Source organism: Pseudomonas sp. HMSC076A11 (assembly GCF_001810205.1).
GTDB classification, from domain to species: Bacteria; Pseudomonadota; Gammaproteobacteria; order Pseudomonadales; family Pseudomonadaceae; genus Pseudomonas; species Pseudomonas aeruginosa.
The window spans coordinates 21,113-38,881 of sequence record NZ_KV800265.1; the positions used below are offsets into that span (position 1 = coordinate 21,113).

19 protein-coding genes are annotated in these 17,769 nt (G+C 64.9%); 5 read left to right on the top strand and 14 right to left on the bottom strand.

The window, feature by feature from the left end:
- Window positions 1-4 precede the first annotated feature (4 nt).
- Complete coding sequence (gene pchR / locus HMPREF2716_RS02275) at window positions 5-895, bottom strand: pyochelin biosynthesis transcriptional regulator PchR (RefSeq protein ID WP_003106955.1); 891 nt, start codon at window positions 893-895, stop codon at window positions 5-7.
- A 229-nt stretch (window positions 896-1,124) separates the two neighbouring features.
- Between pchR and pchD the strand changes: the two genes are divergently transcribed.
- Genes pchD through pchA form a run of 4 tightly spaced genes read left to right on the top strand, consistent with a single transcriptional unit; the run spans window position 1,125 to window position 5,252 of the window.
- Window positions 1,125-2,768 carry a pyochelin biosynthesis salicyl-AMP ligase PchD gene (gene pchD / locus HMPREF2716_RS02280; RefSeq protein WP_023518047.1) on the top strand — a complete coding sequence of 548 codons (1,644 nt, stop codon included), beginning with the start codon at window positions 1,125-1,127 and terminating at the stop codon, window positions 2,766-2,768.
- Window positions 2,765-3,520, top strand: coding sequence for a pyochelin biosynthesis editing thioesterase PchC (pchC, locus tag HMPREF2716_RS02285; protein WP_003142837.1), 756 nt, complete (start codon window positions 2,765-2,767; stop codon window positions 3,518-3,520). Before pchD ends, pchC begins: the two co-directional genes overlap by 4 nt.
- Window positions 3,520-3,825, top strand: coding sequence for an isochorismate lyase PchB (gene pchB, locus HMPREF2716_RS02290; RefSeq protein WP_003106950.1), 306 nt, complete (start codon window positions 3,520-3,522; stop codon window positions 3,823-3,825). Before pchC ends, pchB begins: the two co-directional genes overlap by 1 nt.
- Window positions 3,822-5,252, top strand: a complete 1,431-nt coding sequence (pchA, locus tag HMPREF2716_RS02295) for an isochorismate synthase PchA (protein ID WP_003114686.1) — start codon at window positions 3,822-3,824, stop codon at window positions 5,250-5,252. The genes pchB and pchA overlap by 4 nt, the downstream gene beginning before the upstream one ends.
- An 88-nt stretch (window positions 5,253-5,340) precedes the next feature.
- On the opposite strand, the gene ssb is transcribed toward pchA, so the two are convergent.
- Both ssb and HMPREF2716_RS02305 read right to left on the bottom strand, forming a co-directional pair.
- A complete protein-coding gene (gene ssb, locus HMPREF2716_RS02300) occupies window positions 5,341-5,838 on the bottom strand; it encodes a single-stranded DNA-binding protein (RefSeq protein ID WP_003114685.1) in 498 nt (165 codons plus the stop codon).
- Window positions 5,839-5,854: 16 nt separating this feature from the next.
- Window positions 5,855-7,243 carry an MFS transporter gene (locus HMPREF2716_RS02305; protein ID WP_070621789.1) on the bottom strand — a complete coding sequence of 463 codons (1,389 nt, stop codon included), beginning with the start codon at window positions 7,241-7,243 and terminating at the stop codon, window positions 5,855-5,857.
- A gap of 213 nt (window positions 7,244-7,456) precedes the next feature.
- Between HMPREF2716_RS02305 and uvrA the strand changes: the two genes are divergently transcribed.
- Window positions 7,457-10,294 (top strand): excinuclease ABC subunit UvrA, encoded by a 2,838-nt coding sequence (gene uvrA / locus HMPREF2716_RS02310; RefSeq protein WP_003118151.1) that lies wholly within the window; start codon window positions 7,457-7,459, stop codon window positions 10,292-10,294.
- 71 nt (window positions 10,295-10,365) lie between these two features.
- Here uvrA and bfr read toward each other — a convergent pair whose 3' ends face one another.
- From bfr to rpmD, 11 genes are all read right to left on the bottom strand, one after another.
- Entirely contained in the window at window positions 10,366-10,830 is a 465-nt protein-coding gene (gene bfr / locus HMPREF2716_RS02315) for a bacterioferritin (RefSeq protein WP_003093668.1), read from the bottom strand.
- A gap of 130 nt (window positions 10,831-10,960) precedes the next feature.
- Window positions 10,961-12,409 (bottom strand): catalase KatA, encoded by a 1,449-nt coding sequence (gene katA / locus HMPREF2716_RS02320; protein ID WP_003103909.1) that lies wholly within the window; start codon window positions 12,407-12,409, stop codon window positions 10,961-10,963.
- Between the two features lie 280 nt (window positions 12,410-12,689).
- Window positions 12,690-13,079 carry a 50S ribosomal protein L17 gene (gene rplQ, locus HMPREF2716_RS02325; RefSeq protein WP_003093672.1) on the bottom strand — a complete coding sequence of 130 codons (390 nt, stop codon included), beginning with the start codon at window positions 13,077-13,079 and terminating at the stop codon, window positions 12,690-12,692.
- Between the two features lie 43 nt (window positions 13,080-13,122).
- Entirely contained in the window at window positions 13,123-14,124 is a 1,002-nt protein-coding gene (gene rpoA / locus HMPREF2716_RS02330) for a DNA-directed RNA polymerase subunit alpha (RefSeq protein WP_003093675.1), read from the bottom strand.
- A gap of 22 nt (window positions 14,125-14,146) precedes the next feature.
- Entirely contained in the window at window positions 14,147-14,767 is a 621-nt protein-coding gene (rpsD, locus tag HMPREF2716_RS02335; protein ID WP_003093678.1) for a 30S ribosomal protein S4, read from the bottom strand.
- Between the two features lie 16 nt (window positions 14,768-14,783).
- Window positions 14,784-15,173, bottom strand: coding sequence for a 30S ribosomal protein S11 (gene rpsK / locus HMPREF2716_RS02340; RefSeq protein ID WP_003093689.1), 390 nt, complete (start codon window positions 15,171-15,173; stop codon window positions 14,784-14,786).
- An 18-nt stretch (window positions 15,174-15,191) separates the two neighbouring features.
- The gene (gene rpsM, locus HMPREF2716_RS02345; RefSeq protein ID WP_003093692.1) at window positions 15,192-15,548 is read right to left on the bottom strand and encodes a 30S ribosomal protein S13; all 357 of its coding nucleotides are present in this window, start codon (window positions 15,546-15,548) and stop codon (window positions 15,192-15,194) included.
- Window positions 15,549-15,678: 130 nt separating this feature from the next.
- The gene (rpmJ, locus tag HMPREF2716_RS02350; protein WP_003093693.1) at window positions 15,679-15,795 is read right to left on the bottom strand and encodes a 50S ribosomal protein L36; all 117 of its coding nucleotides are present in this window, start codon (window positions 15,793-15,795) and stop codon (window positions 15,679-15,681) included.
- 28 nt (window positions 15,796-15,823) lie between these two features.
- Window positions 15,824-17,152 (bottom strand): preprotein translocase subunit SecY, encoded by a 1,329-nt coding sequence (gene secY / locus HMPREF2716_RS02355; protein ID WP_003093694.1) that lies wholly within the window; start codon window positions 17,150-17,152, stop codon window positions 15,824-15,826.
- Window positions 17,153-17,587 carry a 50S ribosomal protein L15 gene (gene rplO / locus HMPREF2716_RS02360; protein ID WP_003093695.1) on the bottom strand — a complete coding sequence of 145 codons (435 nt, stop codon included), beginning with the start codon at window positions 17,585-17,587 and terminating at the stop codon, window positions 17,153-17,155.
- A 3-nt stretch (window positions 17,588-17,590) separates the two neighbouring features.
- A complete protein-coding gene (gene rpmD / locus HMPREF2716_RS02365; protein WP_003093696.1) occupies window positions 17,591-17,767 on the bottom strand; it encodes a 50S ribosomal protein L30 in 177 nt (58 codons plus the stop codon).
- Between the last annotated feature and the right edge of the window lie 2 nt (window positions 17,768-17,769).

Sequence of the window (17,769 nt, forward strand, 5' to 3'; positions counted from 1 at the left end):
AGACTCAGCGGATCTCGCTGGGGGAGATGCCGTAGCGCTTGCGGAAAGCGATGGAGAAATGCGCCGGGCTGTAGCCCACCCGGTAGGCCACCGTGGAGACGTTCGCCTCTTCGTCGCAGAGCATCCGGTGCGCCTCGCGCAGGCGGTACTCCTGCAGGTAGCCGAATACGCTGGCGCCGAACACCTTGCGGAAGCCGGCGGTCAGCTTGCGCGGGTTCATGCCCACGCGGCTGGCCAGCGTGTCCAGCGACGGTGGTTCCTGCAAGGCGCCGACCAGCAGGTCGCGGGCGGCGTGGATGCGCTCGACCTCGGAGCAGGTGATGCGCGGCTCCTCGACGGGGCGCCCCTCGCCGGAAAGGAACTGGGCGCTGAGCGCGGCCAACTCCAGGGCCTTGCCGCCGAGGTAGAGATCGCGGGTCGGACCGAGCATCTGGCAGGTGGCGATCTGCGAGGCCAACGCCTGCATCGCCCGCGGCGCCGGGCAGCTCATGATCCGCGGATCGCCGCCGGGGCGGCGTATCAGTTGCTCGGGCAGCCAGCCGAGGCGGCTGTCCAGGGCTTCGACGCCGAGCTGGACGATGGTGTAGCGCAACGGCTTGTCGGTGCCGTAGATCTGCGCCGAGGTGAAGTCGCCATCGTTTGCGATGGTGCACAGGCTCGGCCCCTCGATGAGGTGCTCGGGCTGGCCGGGAATCCGGCAGCGCAACTGGCCGCTCTGCACGAGGATCAGGCGCAGGCCGCGCTCCAGCGGTTCCTCGAACCAGTCCTCGCTGGCCGAACAGAAGGTTCCGGTCACCAGCTTCATGTTCGGATCGATGTGCGCGACGCCGGGCCGGTTGCCCGGTGCCGGCGCGGCGGCATCGGCCTGTGGCGGAGCAATGATGGTGATGGTCATCAGGTTTTCCTGTAGCCCGGGCGCTGCCGACGCGGCGACGCCTTCCTGGATACGTGGGGGCAGGGGGACTTTTTAGCGGAGATGGACAAAGCGCCCTGCACTCCGCCCCTGCAGCGAATGAAAAAGCCCCGCAATCGAAAGGCGCGGGCTTGCGCGGTCCCTGCCGCCCGCCAATGATAATAAATCTCATTTCCCAGCAATGGCAATCGACCGCATCCACGGAGATCGCATGACTTCCTCGCCCGTCACCCCATCGCCCGTCGACGACGCCCCCGACTGGCCCGCCGCCTTCGTCCGCCGCTATCTCGACGCCGGCCACTGGCAGGACCGGAGCTTCGCCGAAGCCCTGGCCGCCAGCGCCGCGCGCCATCCGCAGCGGATCGCGCTCTGCGACGACGACCAGCGGCTCAGCTATGCCGACCTGCTCCAGCGCTGCCGCCGCCTGGCAGCCGGACTGCGCCAGGCCGGCCTCGCACATGGCGACACGGTAGTGCTGCACCTGCCCAACGGCATCGCCTTCGTCGAGACCTGCTTCGCCCTGTTCCAGCTCGGCGTACGCCCGGTGCTCGCCCTCCCCGCCCATCGCCAGCATGAGATCAGCGGTTTCTGCCGCTTCGCCGAGGCCAAGGCCTACATCGGCGCCGAACGGATCGACGGCTTCGACCCACGGCCGATGGCCCGTGAGCTGCTCTCCAGCGGCGCCTGCCGGATGGCGCTGATCCACGGCGAGGCCGAGGCGCCGCTGCAAGCGCTGGCACCGCTGTACCAGGCCGACGCGCTGGAAGACTGCGCCGCCCGCGCCGAGGATATCGCCTGCTTCCAGTTGTCCGGCGGCACCACCGGCACGCCGAAGCTGATTCCCCGGCGTCATCGCGAGTATCTCTACAACGTCCGCGCCAGCGCCAAGGTCTGCGGCTTCGACGAGCACACGGTGTACCTCACCGGCTTGCCGATGGCGCACAACTTCACCCTCTGCTGCCCCGGAGTGATCGGCACGCTGCTGGCCGGCGGCCGCGTGGTGGTCAGCCAGCGCGCCGATCCCGAGCATTGCTTCGCCCTGATCGCCCGTGAACGGGTCACCCACACCGCCCTGGTACCGCCGCTGGCGATGCTCTGGCTGGATGCCCAGGAAAGCCGCCGCGCCGATCTATCCAGCCTGCGTCTGCTCCAGGTCGGCGGCTCCAGGCTCGGCAGCAGTGCCGCGCAACGCGTCGAACCGGTGCTCGGCTGCCAGTTGCAACAGGTGCTGGGAATGGCCGAGGGGCTGATCTGCTACACCCGCCTGGACGATCCGCCCGAACGCGTGCTGCATACCCAGGGCCGGCCGCTGTCGCCGGACGACGAAGTGCGGGTGGTCGACGCCGAGGGCCGCGAGGTCGGCCCCGGCGAGGTCGGCGAACTGACCGTGCGCGGTCCCTACACCATCCGCGGCTACTACCGCCTGCCCGAACACAACGCCAAGGCCTTCAGCGCGGACGGCTTCTACCGCACCGGCGACCGGGTCAGCCGCGACAAGGACGGCTACCTGGTGGTGGAGGGCCGCGACAAGGACCAGATCAACCGCGGCGGCGAGAAGATCGCCGCGGAAGAGGTGGAGAACCTGCTGATCGCCCATCCGCAGGTGCACGACGCCACCGTCGTGGCGATGCCCGACAGCCTGCTCGGCGAGCGCACCTGCGCCTTCGTCATCCCGCGCCAGCCGGCGCCCTCGGCGCTGAAGCTGAAGCAATACCTGCACGCCTGCGGGCTGGCCGCGTTCAAGGTGCCGGACCGCATCGAGCTGGTCCCGGCCTTCCCCCAGACCGGCATCGGCAAGATCAGCAAGAAGGACCTGCGCGAGCGCCTGCGCCGCGAGCTGGAGGCCCGCGCATGAGCTCCGCCTGGGTCCGGCCGCTCCGCCTGACGCCGATGCCGCGCCTGCGCCTGGCCTGCTTCCCCCATGCAGGCGGCAGCGCCAGCTTCTTCCGTAGCTGGAGCGAACGCCTGCCGCCAGACATCGACCTGCTTGCCCTGCAGTACCCGGGTCGCGAGGACCGCTTCAACGAGGCGCCGGCCACCCGCCTGGAGGACCTCGCCGACGGCGCCGCCCTCGCCCTGCGCGATTTCGCCGACGCGCCCCTGGCGCTGTTCGGCCACAGTCTCGGCGCGGCGCTGGCCTACGAAACCGCCCTGCGCCTGGAAAGCGCCGGCGCGCCGCTGCGCCACCTGTTCGTCTCCGCCCATCCGGCACCGCACCGGCAACGCGGCGGCGCGTTGCACCGCGGCGACGAGGCGGCGCTGCTGGAGGACGTCCGCCGCCAGGGTGGCGCCAGCGAGCTACTCGAGGACGCCGACCTGCGCGCGCTGTTCCTGCCGATCCTGCGCGCCGACTACCAGGCAATCGAGACCTACCGACGGGCGCAGCCCATCGCCCTGGCCTGCGCCCTCGACGTCCTCCTCGGCGAGCACGACGAGGAAGTCAGCGCCGCCGAGGCGCAGGCCTGGAGCGACGCCAGCCGGACTCCCGCCAGGCTGCGGCGCTTTCCTGGCGGCCACTTCTACCTGAGCGAGAGGCGCGACGCGGTGATCGAGCACCTGCTGCGCCGCCTCGCACATCCCGACGCCCTTTCCCGAGAGGTTGCATGATGAAAACTCCCGAAGACTGCACCGGCCTGGCGGACATCCGCGAGGCCATCGACCGGATCGACCTGGATATCGTCCAGGCCCTCGGCCGCCGCATGGACTACGTCAAGGCGGCGTCGCGCTTCAAGGCCAGCGAAGCGGCGATTCCGGCGCCCGAGCGGGTCGCCGCGATGCTCCCCGAGCGCGCCCGCTGGGCCGAGGAAAACGGACTCGACGCGCCCTTCGTCGAGGGACTGTTCGCGCAGATCATCCACTGGTACATCGCCGAGCAGATCAAGTACTGGCGCCAGACACGGGGTGCCGCATGAGCCGGCTGGCGCCCCTGAGCCAGTGCCTGCACGCCTTGCGCGGCACCTTCGAGCGCGCCATCGGCCAGGCGCAGGCGCTCGATCGTCCGGTGCTGGTGGCGGCGTCGTTCGAGATCGACCCATTGGACCCGCTGCAGGTATTCGGTGCCTGGGACGACCGGCAAACGCCCTGCCTGTACTGGGAACAGCCCGAGCTGGCGTTCTTCGCCTGGGGCTGCGCCCTGGAGCTGCAAGGCCACGGCGAACAGCGCTTCGCCCGGATCGAGGAAAACTGGCAATTGCTCTGCGCCGACGCCGTGGTCGAGGGCCCGCTGGCGCCGCGCCTGTGCGGCGGATTCCGCTTCGATCCGCGCGGCCCGCGCGAGGAACACTGGCAAGCCTTCGCCGATGCCAGCCTGATGCTCGCCGGCATCACCGTGCTGCGCGAGGGCGAACGCTACCGGGTACTCTGCCAACACCTGGCCAAGCCCGGCGAAGATGCCCTGGCCCTGGCCGCCTACCACTGCTCGGCGCTACTGCGCCTGAGGCAGCCGGCCAGGCGCCGGCCCTCGGGGCCGACCGCTGGCGCGCAGGGCGACGCTTCGGCGCAGGAGCGCAGGCAATGGGAAGCCAAGGTGAGCGACGCGGTAAGCAGTGTCCGCCAGGGACGCTTCGGCAAGGTCGTGCTGGCCCGCACCCAGGCCCGGCCTCTCGGCGACATCGAGCCGTGGCAGGTCATCGAACACCTGCGTCTGCAACATGCCGACGCCCAGCTGTTCGCCTGTCGCCGCGGCAACGCCTGCTTCCTCGGCGCCTCCCCGGAACGCCTGGTCCGCATTCGCGCCGGCGAGGCACTCACCCATGCCCTGGCCGGGACCATCGCCCGCGGCGGCGATGCCCAGGAAGATGCGCGGCTCGGACAGGCCCTGCTGGACAGCGCCAAGGACAGGCACGAACACCAGTTGGTGGTGGAGGCGATCCGTACGGCCCTGGAACCCTTCAGCGAGGTGCTGGAAATCCCCGATGCGCCCGGTCTGAAACGACTGGCGCGAGTCCAGCACCTGAACACGCCGATCCGCGCCCGCCTCGCTGACGCAGGCGGCATCCTGCGGCTGCTGCAGGCGCTGCATCCGACCCCCGCGGTGGGCGGCTACCCACGCAGCGCGGCGCTGGACTACATCCGCCAGCACGAAGGGATGGACCGCGGCTGGTACGCCGCGCCGCTGGGCTGGCTCGACGGCGAAGGCAACGGCGATTTCCTGGTGGCGCTGCGCTCGGCCCTGCTCACGCCGGGCCGGGGCTACCTGTTCGCCGGCTGCGGTCTGGTAGGCGATTCGGAACCGGCCCACGAGTATCGCGAAACCTGCCTTAAGCTCAGTGCCATGCGGGAAGCTCTATCCGCCATAGGCGGCCTGGACGAAGTGCCCTTGCAGCGCGGCGTCGCCTGAAAACGAAGACCCCCTGCGGCCCGAGGGCGGCAGGGGGTCTTCGAAGGTCTGCCCGTGGCGCGGACGGGCCGCGCCGCAAAGGCGTCGCTTAGAACGGAATGTCGTCGTCGAAGCTGTCATAGTCCTGGGCCGGTTGCGGCGCCGGTTGCTGCTGCGGGGCCGGACGCGACTGCTGCTGCGGGGCCTGCTGCGGGCGCTGCATGGGCTCGCGCGGGGCGCGCTGCGAATCGTCGCCGGAGGGGCGGCCGCCGAGCAACTGCATGTTGCCGTTGATGTCGACCACGATCTCGGTGGTGTAGCGATCCTGACCGTCCTGGCCCTGCCACTTGCGGGTGCGCAGGCTGCCTTCGACGTAGACCTGGGAACCCTTGCGCAGGTACTCGCCGGCGATCTCCGCCAGGCGGCCGAAGAACACCACGCGGTGCCATTCGGTGCGCTCCTGTTGCTGGCCGGTCTGCTTGTCCTTCCAGCTCTCGCTGGTGGCGAGGGTGATGTTGGTCACCGCATTGCCGTTGGGCATGTAGCGGGTTTCCGGGTCACCACCGACGTTACCAACCAGAATGACTTTGTTAACCCCACGGGCCATGACGTTCTCCTAAGGTTCAGCATCCGCCCGGCGCGGCCTGGGCCAGGCGCTCGAGGGCGGTGCGATCCACTTGTTGGGTATCCACTTTGACATAGGCGGCGGCCTCCTCGGCCACCACCACGGCGTCTGCCACACCGGGCAACGCCCTGAATCGCTGGACCAGCACCACGTCCTGCAGCGCGGCGGGCGCGAGCGGCAGGCGAATGCTGGTCACATAAGGCGGTTCGCGCATGGTAACAGCAATCGCCAGCCAGAGGGCAGCGAGCACCGCGCATCCGATGAACACCATGCTCAGCCCGCCGTGCTGGAACATCCAGCCGCCGAGGATGCCGCCCAGCGCCGCGCCGAGGAACTGGCTGGTGGAATACACCCCCATCGCCGTGCCCTTGCCGCCGGCCGGCGAGACCTTGCTGACCAGCGACGGCAGCGAGGCTTCGAGCAGGTTGAAAGCAGTGAAGAACACCACCGTGCCGACCACCAGCATGGCCAGGCTGTGACCGAAGACCAGGAAGAACAGTTCGCAGGCCAGCAGGGTCGCCACCGCGCCGGTCAGCACGCGCTTCATGCGACGCTTCTTCTCGGCGTAGATGATGAACGGCACCATGCCGAAGAAACCGACCAGCAGCGCGGTCAGGTAGACCCACCAGTGCTGCTCCTTGGGCAGGCCCCCCTCGTGCACCAGTGCCAGCGGCAAGGCGACGAAGCTGGCCATGAGGATGGCGTGGAGGATCAGGATGCCGGCGTCCAGGCGCAGCAGGTCGCCGTGCTTCAGGGTCGGCAGCAGGGCCTGGCGCGCCACGCTGGATTCGCGGTGCTGGGTCATGTGGTCCGGCTGCGGGACGAAGAACAGGATCAGCAGCAGGCCGACCAGCGCCATCCCGGCGGTGAACCAGAACAGCCCATGCAGGCCGAACAGATGGGTCAGCACCGGGCCGAGCACCATGGCCACGGCGAAGGAGACGCCGATGCTCATGCCGATCATCGCCATCGCCTTGGTCCGGTGCTGCTCGCGGGTGAGGTCGGAGAGCAGCGCCATCACCGCCGCCGAGATCGCCCCGGCGCCCTGCAGGACGCGGCCGGCGATCACCCCCCAGATGGAGTCGGCATTGGCCGCGAGGGCCGCGCCGGCGGCGAAGATCAGCAGCCCGACGACGATCACCGGGCGCCGGCCGATGCGGTCGGAAATGGTCCCGAAGGGAATCTGCAGGATCGCCTGGGTCAGGCCATAGGCGCCGATGGCCAGGCCGATCAGCGCCGGGGTCGCGCCGGCCAGGTCCTGGCCGTAGGTGGCCAGCACCGGCAGGACCATGAACATGCCGAGCATGCGGAAGGCGAATACCAGTGACAGCCCGACGGCCGCTCGCGTTTCGGTACCGCTCATCCGCTCAGTATGTGAGTCGTGCATAACACCCTCATGGAAGAAACCGCTGCAGGGCAAGGCCTCATGCCCCTGCCAATGGCGCCGCCGCCCGCTCCTGGGCGGCCGGGGCAATGCCCGCGCCGGAAAAATGCCGCGCATTCTACCAGTCCGCCCCCTCGCGGCACAGGCGCGCCACTTTGCCGCGCGCTAGCGGCCAGCCGTATAATCAGCGGTTTTCGCCCGCCATGCGAGGCCGCTGTGGATAAGATCCTGATTCGTGGGGCGCGTACCCACAACCTGAAGAACGTCGACCTCACACTGCCACGCGACAAACTGATCGTGATCACCGGTCTTTCCGGTTCCGGCAAGTCTTCCCTGGCTTTCGACACGCTCTATGCGGAAGGCCAGCGGCGCTACGTGGAATCCCTCTCGGCCTACGCCCGGCAGTTCCTGTCGATGATGGAGAAGCCGGACGTGGACACCATCGAAGGGCTGTCGCCGGCGATTTCCATCGAACAGAAGTCCACTTCCCACAACCCACGCTCCACCGTGGGTACGATCACCGAGATCTACGACTACCTGCGCCTGCTTTATGCCCGCGTCGGTACCCCGCGCTGCCCGGACCACGACATCCCGCTGGAGGCGCAGACCGTCAGCCAGATGGTCGACCAGGTCCTGGCCCTGCCGGAAGGCAGCAAGCTGATGCTGCTGGCGCCGGTGATCCGCGAGCGCAAGGGCGAGCACCTGGCGGTGTTCGACGAGATGCGCGCGCAGGGCTTCGTCCGCGCCCGGGTCGACGGCAAGCTCTACGAACTCGACGAAGTGCCGAAGCTGGATAAGCAGAAGAAGCACAGCATCGATGTGGTGGTGGACCGCTTCAAGGTTCGCGCGGACCTCCAGCAACGCCTGGCCGAGTCGTTCGAGACCGCCCTGTCCCTGGCCGACGGTATCGCCCTGGTAGCACCGATGGACGAGGACGAGGATGTCGAGGAGATCATCTTCTCGGCGCGCTTCGCCTGCCCGGTCTGCGGCCACTCTATCAGCGAGCTGGAACCCAAGCTGTTCTCCTTCAACAACCCGGCCGGCGCCTGTCCGACCTGCGACGGCCTCGGCGTGAAGCAATTCTTCGACGCGCGCCGGGTGGTCAACGGCGAGTTGACCCTGGCCGAGGGCGCGATCCGCGGCTGGGACCGGCGCAACGTCTATTACTTCCAGATGCTCGGTTCGCTGGCCCAGCATTACGGCTTCAGCCTGGAAGAACCCTTCGACGAACTCGGCGCCGAACACCAGAAGGTGGTGCTCTACGGCTCCGGCCGGGAAAACGTCGACTTCCGCTATCTCAACGACCGCGGCGACATCGTCAAGCGCTCGCACCCCTTCGAAGGCATCCTGCCGAACCTTGAGCGGCGCTACCGCGAGACCGAGTCGGCCACGGTCCGCGAGGAGCTGGCCAAGTTCCTCAGCACCCAGCCCTGCCCGGATTGCCACGGTACCCGCCTGCGCCGCGAGGCGCGGCATGTGTGGGTCGGCGACCGGACGCTGCCGGCGATCACCGCGATGCCGGTCGGCGAAGCCTGCGAGTATGCCGCCGGACTCAGCCTGACCGGCCGCCGTGGCGAGATCGCGGCGAAGATCCTCAAGGAAATCCGCGACCGCCTGCAATTCCTGGTCAACGTCGGCCTCGACTACCTGACCCTCGACCGCAGCGCCGACACCCTGTCCGGCGGCGAAGCCCAGCGCATCCGCCTGGCCAGCCAGATCGGCGCCGGCCTGGTGGGAGTGATGTACATCCTCGACGAACCCTCGATCGGCCTGCACCAACGCGACAACGAGCGCCTGCTCGGCACCCTCACCCACCTGCGCAACCTCGGCAACACGGTGATCGTGGTCGAGCACGACGAGGACGCGATCCGACTCGCCGACTACGTCGTCGACATCGGTCCGGGCGCCGGCGTGCACGGCGGCCAGGTAGTGGCGGAAGGTACGCCCGACCAGGTGATGAACCACCCCGACTCGCTGACCGGCAAGTACCTTTCCGGGCGCAAGAAAATCGCGGTTCCGGCCAAGCGCACCCCGCGCGACAAGAAGAAGCTGCTGAAGCTGAAAGGCGCCCGCGGCAACAACCTGCAGAACGTCAACCTGGAAATCCCGGTCGGCCTGTTCACCTGCATCACCGGGGTCTCGGGCTCCGGCAAGTCGACGCTGATCAACAACACCCTGTTCCCAATCACCGCCACCGCGCTGAACGGCGCGACTACCCTGGAAGTGGCGCCGTATGACTCGTTCGACGGCCTGCAGCACCTGGACAAGGTGGTCGACATCGACCAGAGCCCGATCGGTCGTACCCCGCGCTCCAACCCGGCGACCTATACCGGCCTGTTCACGCCGATCCGCGAACTGTTCTCCGGCGTGCCGGAGGCCCGCTCGCGCGGCTACGGTCCCGGCCGCTTCTCGTTCAACGTCAAGGGCGGCCGTTGCGAGGCCTGCCAGGGCGACGGCGTGATCAAGGTGGAGATGCACTTCCTGCCGGACATCTACGTTCCCTGCGATGTCTGCAAGGGCAAGCGCTACAACCGCGAGACCCTGGAGATCCGCTACAAGGGCAAGAGCATCCACGAGGTGCTGGAGATGACCATCGAGGAAGCCCGCGAGTTCTTCGACGCCGTCCCCGCCCTGGCGCGCAAGCTGCAGACGCTGATGGACGTCGGCCTGTCCTACATCAAGCTGGGCCAGAGCGCGACCACCCTCTCGGGCGGCGAGGCACAACGGGTCAAGCTGTCCCGCGAGCTGTCCAAGCGCGATACCGGCAAGACCCTGTACATCCTCGACGAACCGACCACCGGCCTGCATTTCGCCGACATCCAGCAACTGCTCGACGTGCTCCACCGCCTGCGCGACCACGGCAACACCGTGGTGGTGATCGAGCACAACCTGGACGTGATCAAGACCGCCGACTGGCTGGTCGACCTCGGCCCCGAGGGCGGCTCCAAGGGCGGCCAGATCATCGCCAACGGCACGCCGGAGCAGGTGGCCGAGATGTCCCAGTCGCACACCGGCCACTTCCTCAAGCCGTTGCTGGAACGCGATCGCGCCTGATTGCCGGGCGCTCATGAAAAAGCCCCTGCGACCGTGAAGCGCAGGGGCTTTTTCGTATCCGCGGGGTAGGGTCAGATCTGCGATTGCAGGTAGTTCTCCAGGCCCATCCTGGCGATCAGGCCAAGCTGTTGCTCCAACCAGTAGGCGTGGTCTTCCTCGGTGTCGGCCAACTGGGCCTTGAGGATGTCGCGGCTGACGAAGTCCTTGTGCTGCTCGCAGAGGGCGATGCCCTTGGCCAGCGCGGCGCGGACATGGCGCTCGAGCTTGAGGTCGGCCTCGAGCATCTCCGGCACCGTGGTGCCCGGGTGGATATCGTCGGGACGCATGCGCGGCGTACCTTCGAGCAGGAGGATACGGCGCAGCAGGGCGTCGGCGTGTTGGGTCTCCTCCTCCATCTCGTGGTTGAGGCGCTCGTAGAGCTTGCTGAAGCCCCAGTCCTCGTACATGCGCGAGTGGATGAAGTACTGGTCGCGCGCGGCCAGCTCGCCGGTCAGCAGCGTGTTGAGGTAATCGATGACTTCCGGATGGCCTTGCATCGGGGGGCTCTCCCTGGAGAAAACTAGGAATCTAGCCGCATATGCTCCCGGCTCCGCCTGATCCGGGTCAAGCCAATGCAGATAAAAAAGCCCCCTTCCTAGGAAGGGGGCCGGGGGCCTCATCAGGCCATCAGTCCAGCTTCAGGCCGAGGGCGTCGGCGACGCCTTTGCCGTAGGCCGGGTCGACCTTGAGGAACAGGCCGATCTGGCGACGCTGGATCTGTTCCGGTACATCGCGGATGTCTTCGGCGATGTTGGCGAACAGCCGCTGCTTCTGCTCGTCGGTGAACAGATGGAACAGCGCGGCCGGCTGGCTGTAGTAGTCGTCGTCCACCCGGTGGTTCCAGTGGTCCGCCGCACCCTCCAGGCTCAACGGCGGCTCGGAGAAGTCAGGCTGCTCCTGCCACTGGTTGAAGCTGTTCGGCTCGTAGGTGACGCGCTGATGGGCGTTGTTGCCGTCCACCCGCATGCCGCCGTCGCGGTGGTAGACCTGGTGCGGGCAACGCGCGGCGTTCACCGGGATCTGGTGGTGGTTGACGCCCAGGCGATAGCGATGGGCGTCGCCGTAGGAGAACAGACGGCCCTGGAGCATCTTGTCCGGCGAGAAACCGATACCGGGCACCACGTTGGCCGGTGTGAAAGCGGCCTGCTCGACCTCGGCGAAGTAGTTGTCCGGGTTACGGTTCAGCTCGAAGAAGCCCACTTCGATCAACGGGTAGTCGCCGTGGGGCCAGACCTTGGTCAGGTCGAACGGGTTGTAGCGATAGGTGGCCGCTTCCTTCTCGGGCATGATCTGCACGTACATCTTCCAACGCGGGAAATCGCCTTTCTCGATGCTCTCGTACAAGTCGCGCTGCGAACTCTCGCGGTCCTGGGCGATCACTTCGGCGGCCTCGGCGTTGGTCAGGTTCTCGATGCCCTGTTGGGTCTTGAAGTGGAACTTGACCCAGAAGCGCTCGTTGTTCGCATTGATGAAACTGAAGGTATGGCTGCCGAAACCATGGATGTGCCGATAGCTCTTCGGCAGGCCGCGGTCGCTGAAGTCGATGGTCAACTGATGCAGCGACTCGGGGAGGTGAGAGAAAAAGTCCCACTTGAAGGTCGCATTGCGCAGGTTGGTGCGCGGGTCACGCTTTACCACGTGGTTGAGATCGGGGAACTTGAGCGGGTCACGCAGGTAGAACACCGGGGTGTTGTTGCCGACCAGGTCCCAGTTGCCCTGCTCGGTGTAGAAACGCATGGAGAAGCCGCGGATATCGCGCTCGGCATCCGCCGCGCCGCGCTCACCGGCGACGGTGGAGAAGCGCAGGAACATATCGGTCTTCTTGCCGACCTGGGAGAAGATCTTCGCCCGGGTGTAGGGGGTGATGTCATGGGTGACGGTGAAGGTGCCGTAGGCCGCGGAGCCTTTCGCATGCATGCGGCGCTCGGGGATCACTTCGCGATCGAAGTGGGCGAGCTTCTCGAGGAACCACACGTCCTGCAGCAACATCGGGCCACGCGGACCGGCGGTCTGCACGTTCTGGTTATCGACCACCGGTGCGCCAGCGGCAGTGGTCAGGCGGGTCTTCTCTTCCATTTACTCTCTCCTCAACGGCTAACGTGCTATGAAGCGAAGCGGCTACACGGAAATCATCAGCGTGGACCAGGGATTGGCGGAGGACAACCTCCAGGCTGAGCCAAGCGCCCTTTGCATTGATCTCGCTTACCCGAACGTAGCTTTTCGTAAAAGCAGGTTAAGGATGAATGACAGCCCTCCAACAATCCAATTTATTAAAGACAGCGAGCCGATAGATAAAAACTTTAAGGCAGGTAATAAAAAACCGGGCCTAGGCCCGGTTTCTTGTGCAGCAGATGCCTTATTCGGCAGCTTCTACGACTTCACCGCCGACAGGACGATCAACCAGCTCGACGTACGCCATGGGGGCGTTGTCGCCAGCGCGGAAACCGCACTTCAGGATGCGCAGGTAGCCGCCCGGACGGTTGGCGTAGCGCTTGCCCAGGTCGTTGAACAGCTTGCCAACGGCAGCTTTCGAACGGGTACGGTCGAAAGCCAGGCGACGGTTGGCGACGCTGTCTTCCTTGGCCAGGGTGATCAGCGGCTCGGCAACGCGACGCAGTTCCTTGGCCTTGGGCAGGGTGGTTTTGATCAGTTCGTGTTCGAACAGCGACACCGCCATGTTCTGGAACATAGCCTTGCGGTGCGCGCTGGTGCGGCTCAGGTGACGACCACTTTTACGATGGCGCATGGTTCAATTCCTTTCCAAACTTTACGTTCGGTAGTTACGACGATCAGGCAGTGGCCTTGTCGTCTTTCTTAAGACTTGCCGGCGGCCAGTTATCGAGGCGCATACCGAGGGACAGACCACGGGAAGCCAGAACGTCCTTGATTTCGGTCAGGGACTTCTTGCCCAGGTTCGGCGTTTTCAACAGCTCCACTTCGGTGCGCTGGATCAGGTCACCGATGTAGTAGATGTTTTCCGCCTTCAGGCAGTTGGCCGAACGTACGGTCAGTTCCAGGTCATCGACCGGGCGCAGGAGGATCGGATCGATCTCGTCTTCCTGCTCTTCAACGACGGGTTCGCTGTCGCCCTTGAGGTCCACGAACGCTGCCAGCTGCTGTTGCAGGATGGTAGCGGCGCGACGGATAGCCTCTTCGGGATCCAGGGTGCCGTTGGTTTCCAGGTCCAGGACCAGTTTGTCCAGGTTGGTGCGCTGCTCGACACGGGCGTTTTCCACCACGTAGGAGACACGACGGACCGGGCTGAACGATGCGTCGAGCTGCAGACGGCCGATGCTGCGGCTTTCGTCTTCATCGCTCTGACGTGCGTCGGCAGGCTCGTAGCCACGGCCACGAGCTACCTTCAGCTTCATGTTCAGCGCGCCGTTGTCTGCCAGGTTGGCGATAACGTGGTCACCGTTGATGATCTCAACATCGTGATCCAGCTGAATATCGGCAGCAGTCACAACACCCGAGCCCTTCTTAGCCAGGGTCAGCGTCACTTCATCACGACCGTGCAGCTTGATGGCCAGACCTTTCAGGTTCAGCAGGATCTCGATTACATCTTCCTGCACACCTTCGATCGCCGAGTACTCGTGGAGTACGCCGTCGATCTCGGCCTCGACCACTGCGCAGCCAGGCATGGAGGACAACAGGATGCGACGCAGCGCGTTGCCCAGGGTGTGACCAAAACCACGCTCGAGAGGCTCGAGCGTGATCTTGGCGCGGGTTTGACTGACCACCTGCACATCGATGTGGCGGGGGGTCAGGAACTCATTTACCGAACTCTGCATGGATGCACCTATTTTCTAGCCCTTACTTGGAGTAGAGCTCGACAATCAGGTTTTCGTTGATATCAGCGGACAGGTCGCTGCGAGCCGGAGCACTCTTGAAGGTACCAGCCTTCTTGTCGAGGTCGACTTCGACCCACTCGACGCGACCGCGCTGGCCACAGAGTTCCAGAGCCTGAGCGATACGCAGCTGGTTCTTCGATTTTTCGCGAACAGCTACGACGTCACCGGCCTTCACTTGGTAGGAAGGGATGTTGACGGTCTGACCGTTGACGGTGATGGCCTTGTGGGATACCAGCTGGCGGGATTCCGAACGAGTGGAACCGAAGCCCATGCGGTATACGACGTTGTCCAGGCGGCACTCGAGCAGTTGCAGCAGGTTCTCACCGGTAGAACCCTTGCGACGGGAAGCTTCCTGGTAGTAACCGCGGAACTGACGCTCCAGCACGCCGTAGATGCGACGTACTTTCTGCTTTTCACGCAGCTGCAGACCGTAGTCGGACAGACGGCCACGACGCTGGCCATGCTGGCCAGGAACGTTTTCAGCCTTGCACTTCGAGTCGAGGGCGCGGGCGCCGCTCTTCAGGAACAGGTCGGTGCCTTCACGGCGAGACAGTTTGCACTTGGGACCAATGTAACGAGCCATTTCTCACTGTCTCCTATTACACGCGACGCTTTTTCGGCGGACGGCAGCCGTTATGCGGGATCGGGGTTACGTCGGTGATGCTGGCGATCTTGTAGCCGCAAGCATTCAGAGCGCGAACGGCGGACTCGCGGCCCGGGCCCGGGCCCTTGACGTTGACGTCCAGGTTCTTCAGACCGTATTCCAGGGCAGCCTGGCCGGCACGCTCGGCCGCTACCTGGGCAGCGAACGGGGTGCTCTTACGCGAGCCGCGGAAACCGGAACCACCGGAGGTCGCCCAGGACAGTGCGTTGCCCTGACGGTCGGTGATGGTCACGATGGTGTTGTTGAAAGACGCGTGGATGTGGGCGATCCCATCGACCACTGTCTTTTTGACTTTCTTACGGGGACGAGCAGCAGGTTTTGCCATGACTAGATTCCTACGCGATTACTTGCGGATCGGCTTACGCGGGCCCTTGCGGGTACGCGCGTTGGTCTTGGTACGCTGACCGCGAACCGGCAGACCGCGACGATGACGCAGACCGCGGTAGCAACCGAGGTCCATCAGACGCTTGATGTTCATGTTGATTTCGCGACGCAGGTCACCTTCGGTGGTGATCTTCGCGACTTCGTTACGCAGCTGATCAATCTGCTCGTCGCTCAGGTCCTTGATCTTGGCAGCCGGGTTTACGCCGGTGGCTGCGCAGATGCTCTGAGCAGTAGTGCGACCAACACCATAGATGTAGGTCAGCGAGATAACAGTGTGCTTGTTATCCGGAATGTTGACGCCTGCAATACGGGCCATTCAGAAAAACTCCAATTGACAGCTACCCTGCGCCCAGGAAGCCAAGAAAGGGCGCGGATATTAGCGCTGTAATAGCAAATAATCAACCCGGCAGCACACTAGCTGCCGGGTTATCACGCGTGGATCACAATCAGCCTTGGCGCTGCTTGTGACGCGGTTCCGCGCTGCAGATCACCCGCACGATGCCATCGCGACGGATGATTTTGCAGTTACGGCACAGCTTCTTGACCGATGCACGAACTTTCATCACCAACTCCTCGAACCTTACGGGTCTATCAGCGCAGCATGCCGCTGCCGTAGCCCTTCAGGTTGGCTTTCTTCATCAGGGATTCATACTGGTGAGAAACGAGGTGAGATTGCACCTGGGCCATAAAGTCCATGACAACCACGACCACGATCAACAGCGAGGTCCCGCCAAGATAGAACGGCACGTGCGCCGCAACCACCAGGAACTGGGGCAGCAGGCAGACAGCCGTCATGTACAGAGCACCGAACATGGTCAAACGGGTCAGCACGCCATCGATGTAGCGAGCGGACTGTTCGCCCGGACGGATGCCCGGAATAAATGCACCGGACTTCTTGAGGTTCTCCGCCACGTCCTTCGGGTTGAACATCAGCGCTGTATAGAAGAAGCAGAAGAAAACGATCCCTGCAGTGAACAGCAAGATGTTCAGCGGCTGCCCCGGAGCGATCGCTTGCGCGACGTCCTGCAACCAACCCAAGCCTTCCGACTGACCGAACCAGGAGCCCAGGGACGCCGGGAACAGCAGGATACTGCTGGCGAAAATCGCGGGAATCACACCCGCCATGTTCACCTTCAACGGCAGATGGCTGGTCTGCGCTGCAAACACCTTGCGGCCTTGCTGGCGCTTGGCGTAATGCACCGCGATGCGACGCTGGCCACGCTCGATGAACACCACGAACGCGATGATCGCCACGGCCAGCAGGCCGACGCCGATCAGGGCGAAGATGTTGATGTCACCTTGACGGGCAGACTCGAAAGACTGACCGATGGCGCGCGGCAGGCCTGCAACGATACCAGCGAAGATCAACATCGAGATGCCGTTGCCGACACCGCGCTCGGTGATCTGCTCGCCCAGCCACATCATGAACATGGCACCAGCCACGAAGGTGGTGACAGCCACGAAGTAGAAGCCGAAGTCGTTGGAGAAGGCTACGCCCTGGCTGCCCAGGCCAACGGACATGCCGATGGCCTGGACCAGTGCCAGGACTACAGTACCGTAGCGGGTGTACTGGCTGATCTTGCGACGCCCAGACTCACCCTCTTTCTTCAACTGCTCCAGCTGCGGGCTGATAGCGGTCATGAGCTGCATGATGATCGATGCCGAGATGTACGGCATGATCCCCAGTGCAAAGATACTCATGCGCTCCAGCGCGCCGCCGGAAAACATGTTGAAGAGGCTAAGAATGGTCCCCTCGTTCTGCCGGAACAGTGCCGCCAAGCGATCGGGGTTGATGCCCGGAACTGGGATGTGCGCGCCGATCCGATAGACGATGATCGCCAGGAACAGGAAACGCAGACGTGCCCAGAGCTCGGACAGACCGCCGTTGCTTAGCGCAGAGAGAGCACCTTGCTTAGCCATTTAGTCCTCGAATTTACCGCCAGCTGCTTCGATAGCCGCACGCGCACCCTTGGTGGCGGCGATACCTTTCAGGGTGACCGCACGACCAACTTCGCCGGACAGCATGACTTTGACGCGCTGTACGTGCTGGTTGATCAGGTTGGCATCCTTCAGGGTCTGCAGGCTGACGACGTCGCCTTCGACCTTGGCCAGCTCGGAGGTGCGTACTTCAGCACGATCCATGGCCTTCAGGGAAACGAAGCCGAACTTCGGCAGGCGACGGTGCAGAGGCTGTTGACCACCCTCGAAGCCCGGAGCGACCTTGCCACCGGAGCGGGAGGTCAGACCTTTGTGACCACGGCCACCGGTCTTGCCCAGACCGCTACCGATGCCACGGCCCGGACGGTGCTTTTCGCGACGGGCACCCGGCGCGGAACGCAGATCGTTCAGTTGCATGGATTAACCCTCCACACGCAGCAGGTAGTAGGCCTTGTTGATCATGCCGCGGTTCTCAGGAGTGTCCTGAACTTCGACGGTATGATTGATGCGACGCAGGCCGAGACCCTTGACGCAAGCCTTGTGGTTGGCCAGACGGCCGTTCAGGCTCTTGACCAGAGTGACTTTGACAGTTGCCATGG

What these genes read in the sequence shown, in the direction of transcription:
- pchR (WP_003106955.1), bottom strand. Translation starts at nt 895, where the DNA reads ATGACCATCACCATCATTGCTCCGCCACAGGCCGATGCCGCCGCGCCG.
- pchD (WP_023518047.1), top strand. Translation starts at nt 1,125, where the DNA reads ATGACTTCCTCGCCCGTCACCCCATCGCCCGTCGACGACGCCCCCGAC.
- pchC (WP_003142837.1), top strand. Translation starts at nt 2,765, where the DNA reads ATGAGCTCCGCCTGGGTCCGGCCGCTCCGCCTGACGCCGATGCCGCGC.
- pchB (WP_003106950.1), top strand. Translation starts at nt 3,520, where the DNA reads ATGAAAACTCCCGAAGACTGCACCGGCCTGGCGGACATCCGCGAGGCC.
- pchA (WP_003114686.1), top strand. Translation starts at nt 3,822, where the DNA reads ATGAGCCGGCTGGCGCCCCTGAGCCAGTGCCTGCACGCCTTGCGCGGC.
- ssb (WP_003114685.1), bottom strand. Translation starts at nt 5,838, where the DNA reads ATGGCCCGTGGGGTTAACAAAGTCATTCTGGTTGGTAACGTCGGTGGT.
- HMPREF2716_RS02305 (WP_070621789.1), bottom strand. Translation starts at nt 7,243, where the DNA reads ATGCACGACTCACATACTGAGCGGATGAGCGGTACCGAAACGCGAGCG.
- bfr (WP_003093668.1), bottom strand. Translation starts at nt 10,830, where the DNA reads ATGCAAGGCCATCCGGAAGTCATCGATTACCTCAACACGCTGCTGACC.
- katA (WP_003103909.1), bottom strand. Translation starts at nt 12,409, where the DNA reads ATGGAAGAGAAGACCCGCCTGACCACTGCCGCTGGCGCACCGGTGGTC.
- rplQ (WP_003093672.1), bottom strand. Translation starts at nt 13,079, where the DNA reads ATGCGCCATCGTAAAAGTGGTCGTCACCTGAGCCGCACCAGCGCGCAC.
- rpoA (WP_003093675.1), bottom strand. Translation starts at nt 14,124, where the DNA reads ATGCAGAGTTCGGTAAATGAGTTCCTGACCCCCCGCCACATCGATGTG.
- rpsD (WP_003093678.1), bottom strand. Translation starts at nt 14,767, where the DNA reads ATGGCTCGTTACATTGGTCCCAAGTGCAAACTGTCTCGCCGTGAAGGC.
- rpsK (WP_003093689.1), bottom strand. Translation starts at nt 15,173, where the DNA reads ATGGCAAAACCTGCTGCTCGTCCCCGTAAGAAAGTCAAAAAGACAGTG.
- rpsM (WP_003093692.1), bottom strand. Translation starts at nt 15,548, where the DNA reads ATGGCCCGTATTGCAGGCGTCAACATTCCGGATAACAAGCACACTGTT.
- rpmJ (WP_003093693.1), bottom strand. Translation starts at nt 15,795, where the DNA reads ATGAAAGTTCGTGCATCGGTCAAGAAGCTGTGCCGTAACTGCAAAATC.
- secY (WP_003093694.1), bottom strand. Translation starts at nt 17,152, where the DNA reads ATGGCTAAGCAAGGTGCTCTCTCTGCGCTAAGCAACGGCGGTCTGTCC.
- rplO (WP_003093695.1), bottom strand. Translation starts at nt 17,587, where the DNA reads ATGCAACTGAACGATCTGCGTTCCGCGCCGGGTGCCCGTCGCGAAAAG.
- rpmD (WP_003093696.1), bottom strand. Translation starts at nt 17,767, where the DNA reads ATGGCAACTGTCAAAGTCACTCTGGTCAAGAGCCTGAACGGCCGTCTG.